The following is a 421-nucleotide window of genomic DNA, read 5'->3' as shown; positions in this document are numbered from 1 at the left end:
TGGGGTTTCGGAATTTAATCTTGACGATGACCTACTCTCACATGGGGAAACCCCACACTACCATCGGCGATGCATCGTTTCACTGCTGAGTTCGGGATGGGATCAGGTGGTTCCAATGCTCTATGGTCGTCAAGAAATTCGGGTACTGACTCGCGACCWGTKGGCCTCGCTTCAGCAAATTGGGTATGTGATAGATCTCGGTGTTTGTGAGCAGCTCGAACTTTCGGTTCGTTTCGTCTTCACACACCGCAATCTGGCTCTTCTCTCGAAGTATGCAGATTGCTTGGGTGTTATATGGTCAAGCCTCACGGGCAATTAGTATTGGTTAGCTCAACGCCTCACAGCGCTTACACACCCAACCTATCAACGTCGTAGTCTTCGACGGCCCTTCAGGGGACTCAAGGTCCCAGTGAGATCTCAT

General features: G+C 50.8%; 2 rRNA genes. Both read right to left on the bottom strand.

The features are described 5' to 3' along the window. Positions 1–18 precede the first annotated feature (18 nt). Positions 19–134, bottom strand: a 5S ribosomal RNA gene (rrf, locus tag AC1DHT_RS29400). Positions 135–294: 160 nt separating this feature from the next. Further along, positions 295–421: ribosomal RNA gene (locus AC1DHT_RS29395) — 23S ribosomal RNA — on the bottom strand; the annotation flags it as partial.

It is taken from the genome of Pseudomonas sp. 05N432 (assembly GCF_056396945.1).
The sequence above is the reverse complement of the archived record's forward strand: the minus strand, read 5'-3'. Positions and strand labels throughout refer to the sequence as shown.